This is a genomic window from Methanosphaera sp., from assembly GCF_016282985.1.
Taxonomy (GTDB): Archaea; Methanobacteriota; Methanobacteria; order Methanobacteriales; family Methanobacteriaceae; genus Methanosphaera.
This window is the reverse complement of the sequence record NZ_JAEELZ010000055.1, coordinates 1-5,397: the sequence shown is the minus strand read 5'-3', so window position 1 is coordinate 5,397 and position 5,397 is coordinate 1. Positions and strand designations below refer to the sequence as shown.

Sequence of the window (5,397 nt, the reverse complement as noted above, 5' to 3'; positions counted from 1 at the left end):
GTTCCTGTTTTATCTGTTCTAGCCAGGTATTTCACACCATTAATATATATCTTTACGTTACTGTTGGAAATTACCTTACCATTACTAGTCATAAATTTTCCTGTAATCGTTACATTTTCTCCAAAGTTAACATCACTGATTGGTTCATAGGTTACTATTACCTCTTGTTTTCCTGTTACTTCTATTGGTGTTGTGGTTGTGGTGGCTTCGTAGTATGTTGTTCCTGAGTAGGTTGCTGTTATCTGGGTTGTTCCGATTGTGTTGAATTGTGTGGTTATTGTTGCTTGGTTGTTGTTTACATAGTATGTTCCGATTAGGTTGTTTTCAGCATCTTTGAATGTTATTGTTCCCTTATTAATTGTTAGGTTTGTTGGTGTGTTTATTGCTGCTGTTATTGTGGTTTGATTGTTTACTTGGACTGTAGTTGGTGTGATTGTTAATACTGTTTGAGCTTTTTGAACTCCAAGTTTGGTATTGATTCCGGTTATTTCCACATTTGAGTCGTTGGTTGTTGCAGTTATTCTGATATTTTGTTCCCGGCCCCCAAGTATATCCCTTATGTAGTCTGTTGTGATTGTTGTGTTTATTGATGCTTGATTGTTTACTGCAGGGATTATTATTGGTTGTTGTCCTGGTAAATTGTATGTGATGTTGGTTTTTAGCGGTTTGTATTTGTTCAGTGTGAATGATACTGTAAGTGGTATTGTATCACCAATGTGTATGTTATCATTTGTTTCTAGTGTCAGCACTCCTTTGACCGGCGTTGTTTCGATATTTACTTGTTTTTGTGAGTTGGATTGTGTTTTTCCTGGCAGATAATACCATATTCTAAGTCTGTGTATACCTATTGTGTTGTTTATAAATGTAAATGATGTTTTTGAACTGTTTACTGTAATGTTTTTGTATAGTGTTCCATCCACATATACTTCCAATTGTCCTGATGTAAATGAATTATTGGTTTTTTCATTGACTACAGAAACATTGATTATCGGTTTTTCATCATATATGTATGTTGAAGGTGCTTCAATTGTTATTTGTGCATCGTGTTCCTGTGCTGTACTCATGGATTTATAAGGGTTTAGAGTAGCATCTTGAACAACATTGTTTTCTTGTATGGTGTTATTTCTTACATCAAGTGTTACATTTCCATAGAAAGTATTGTTTATTATTGTACATGACCTGAATTTTAATCCCATTTTTCCAGTGCCAAATGTATTATTTCTGATGATTATCCTTCCAAAAGATCCGTCAGCCTGATAAATTTCATCATCAGCAAGTTCATACTGAGACATTACAAGAAATTTATTGCTGTTTTCAATATAATTATTTTCAACTGTGATATTATCCCCTTTTGCACATACACTGTAACAGGTTGCAACACCAGCTACAAGTTCACGCCCAATAATTTTATTTCCACGAATAGTAATATTACTATTACCATATTCATCAGTAACTTCGACATTATAAGTTGTTGCATATACTAGATTTCCAATTAAACCACTGCCCGTTACAGTACAATTTTCTATTAGGCAGTTTTGTGATGCGGCAAATACCACAGTACTCAACCATGTTCTGTTTTCCGTAGTATTGAAGTATGAATTTTTTATAGTAACGTTTTGGCTGTTACGTATACTTGTAGCTCCAAGACCCCAACCATAATCGTTAGTACAGTATACGGTTAAGTTATCAAATATAATATCATGTGCCTCTGTTGTTACTATCATTGTATTTTCAAAGTATAATCCTGTGATGTTTGTTCCGGAACCTTCTGTCGTTATTTGAAATGATCTGTTAGGTGTTCCATATGTTTGTTCAAGGTTTTGTGTTGAATAAAAACATAAAAACGCATCTCCTGCGGATGAATACAGGTTAACTGGTTTTGTTATCTTAAATGCATAATGTTCACCATCAAATTTTCCACTTAAATCTATACTTGCACCAACAGGCACATTATCATTGAATTTTCCATCAGTTACGTATGTGTCAAAGTTTTCGGGTGTCAACAATATTTGGTTAACTGTTAATGAGTTTTTTGCATTTAGTTTAATATTGTTTTCTTCATCAAAAAAATCTTCTTTAAATTGTAAAGTATTATTTTCTGTTTGAAACTCTTCAGATTCTTTATCTGAACTGAATGTTGATTGTTCATTTATAGTTTTAATTGAACTTGATTTATTTTTGTTAATGAAATTGTTTTTTTGGTATTTTTCACCATCATAATAACTGTTATAATTATTTGTTTCTAAACTGGATTCCGTATCATTTATAACTTCATGAGTAGTATTTGAATCATCAACATTAGTTGCTGCACCAACAGACATCATAAAAATTAAAACTATCATGAAAATAATAAAGTGATTCTTATTTAAAAACATATTTTTAAAACTCCTTCCATATGAAATTAACTAATTAATTTTATATAAAACAAGAATTATAATATTTTTGAATATGAATTTGAATATTAATTTTATAAATACAAAAAAGTTTTGTTACTCTTATTATCCACATGATATTCAGAAAAGTATTTTTTTAAAAAAAATTGGTTCTTATGATAGATAAAAACAAGTAAATAATAATTATTTAACAATCGGTAGCAATAAGTATAATCAATTGTTTAAAAAGAAAAAAAATAAAAAAAAAGAAATTACTCTAAATCTAATAAATTAGATAAATGAGTAGTTGATATATTTCCGATAACTTCTTGATTTTTATTAATTACGGGTAAACCAGATATATGATGTTCTTCCATTTTATGTGCAACATCATAGATGGAATCATCCTCATAACAGGTTAAAACATCTTTTGTCATTATTTCTTCAATATTATCAGTATTTAATGCAATTGCTTTAGATAAATCCCATGCAGTAATAATTCCAATAATTCTATTCTCAGAATCAACTATTGGGATATGTGTTCTATTTTTGGTCAACATTAATTCGGCTGCATCCTTAACGCTTTTACTATCTTGTAATGTAACTACATTTTTATTCATCACATCTTTTACAGTTGCCTTTGATAAAAAGTTACTGATAATATAATTCATTTGCCCATTCTCTATTAAAAATGCATCATGACCATATTCTGAATTTAATTTTGAATAAGTGACTTCAACATTATTTGCCCTTAATGCCAAAACAATTTCTTCCATGTGTTCATGTGTATATAACCAATCAGAAGTAATGGACATTATAAGCATCTTTGCCCTAATTGGTTTTAAACCTTCTTCAAGAGAGTTATTCTTTCTAACATCAAAATAGTCCAATGCCTTTGTTAAATATAAATAACTATTTGCATCAAATTTCTTTGTAAAACTAAAACCCTGATGTTCCAAATAACTTTCAACTTCAAACTCATTACTAAAATCATAACTGAATGAATTTTTATTCTGTAACCTTCTTCCAAATTTTTCATACATTGATTCATTACTTAAATAGGTAATATGTCCTATCATACGTGCAACTGAAAGCCCCTGTTCTGGTTTAAAATCACTATCATAATATTTGCCTTCATTCCAATTTGGATCTGCAATAACTGATTGACGCTCCACCGCATTGAAAGCTATCTGTTGAGGTGTAGAATAAGCTCCCGAAGCGATCATAATTGCATTTCGAATCATTTCTGGATAAGATAATGTCCATTGTAATACTTGCATACCACCCATTGAACCTCCAATGACCGCATATAACTGTTGAATTCCCAAATGATCCATCAATTTTTTCTCTAAATTTACCATATCTTTAATTGTAACTATGGGAAAATCTAATCCATACTCTTTTCCTGTGTCTGGATTGATATCACTAGGTCCAGTTGTACCTTTACAACTTCCAAGTACATTTGAACAAACAATAAAATATTTATTTGTATCTAACGGTTTACCCGGACCAATAATTATGTTCCACCAACCTGGTTTTTTATCACCATCATGCCAACCAGCTGCATGTGCATCACCAGTCAAAGCATGACAAACATAAATGGCATTACTTTGTTGGGCATTTAATGTTCCGTATGTTTCATAGGCAATAGTTGGATTTTTGATAACATTTCCCGTTTCTAATTCTAAATCTTCATTTAATGTATAATATTGAGTTTCAACTGTCCCAATAGATTTACTAAGTGCCAACATATTTACCTCCTTTACAACAGTTTATATTATTTAATTCTATATTTTTTGTAACATTTAATATTTGTTATTAAATAAATTTGAGAATAATTCAAATAAGGTAGTTATCTTTTTTAATTAGTTAACCCTATGAAAACTGTTATTGTTTAATACTAGTAAGAGAATATTTCTGGAATAAAAAAAGGATAATATATAAAACAAGATATTTCCCTATGAAGCTAACTATATTTGAATATTATTAATATTTTAGTTAAATCGAGATTTTCTATAAATCCAACTACTTCATTTGTTTGAATCTAAATCTATTCCTCTAGGAATGTCTTAAGATAAACAAATATTATCCTAGAATAATTATTAATTTAAGTATTTTTTTTTAAAAAAAAGAAGAAGGGAATGAACGTAATTATTTATGATGTTACTGTGAATGTTGTGTTGGTTTCGTATGCTTCGTATTTGTCGTTTCCGCTGTATCCTATTGTTACGTTGTTGGTTCCTAGTGTATTTGCTTGTGTTGATAGTGTGTATTTTCCTGTGTTGTCTGTTTTTGCGTAGTATTTTTTACCGTTTATTAATATTTTCACGTTTGTGTTTGTGATTGCTTTTCCTGTGTTTGTTGTGAATTTTCCTGTTATTGTCACGTTTTGTCCTTGTTTTACGTTGTTGATTGGTTCGTAGGTTACTGTTACTGGTTGTTTTCCTAGGACTTGGAAGGTTGTGTTGGTTTCGTATGCTTCGTATTTGTCGTTTCCGCTGTATCCTATGCTTACTTTGTTGGTTCCTGTTTGTGTTGTTGCTACTGATAGTGTGTATGTTCCTGTTTTGTCTGTTTTTGCTAGGTATTTTACTCCGTTGATGTATATTTTTACGTTACTGTTGGTGATTGCTTTGCCGTTACTGGTCATGAATTTTCCTGTTATTGTTACGTTTTCTCCGAAGTTAACATTACTTATTGGTTCGTAGGTTACTATTACTGGTTGTTTACCAAGGACAGTAAATGTTGTGTTGGTTTCATATGCTTCATACTTATCATTACCACTGTAACCGATACTTACTTTGTTAACACCTGTTTGGGTAGTTTCTACACTTAATAGGTATGTTCCTGTTTTATCAGTCTTAGCCAAGTATTTCACACCATTAATGTATATTTTCACGTTACTGTTGGATATTGCTTTACCGTTACTGGTCATGAATTTTCCTGTTATTGTCACGTTTTCTCCGAAGTTTACATTACTTATTGGTTCGTAGGTTACTATTACTGGTTGTTTTCCCAGGACTTG

Annotated in this window: 3 protein-coding genes; all 3 read right to left on the bottom strand. The window is 30.8% G+C overall.

Annotation, left to right across the window (positions count from 1 at the left end):
• On the bottom strand, positions 1-2,342 hold a 2,342-nt coding region (locus QZZ11_RS03440), incomplete at its 3' end, for an Ig-like domain-containing protein (RefSeq protein ID WP_292473622.1).
• 302 nt (positions 2,343-2,644) lie between these two features.
• The gene (locus QZZ11_RS03435) at positions 2,645-4,123 is read right to left on the bottom strand and encodes a homoserine O-acetyltransferase (RefSeq protein ID WP_292473621.1); all 1,479 of its coding nucleotides are present in this window, start codon (positions 4,121-4,123) and stop codon (positions 2,645-2,647) included.
• 404 nt (positions 4,124-4,527) lie between these two features.
• Positions 4,528-5,397: Ig-like domain-containing protein (locus QZZ11_RS03430; RefSeq protein WP_292473620.1), on the bottom strand; the 870-nt coding region annotated here is incomplete at its 5' end.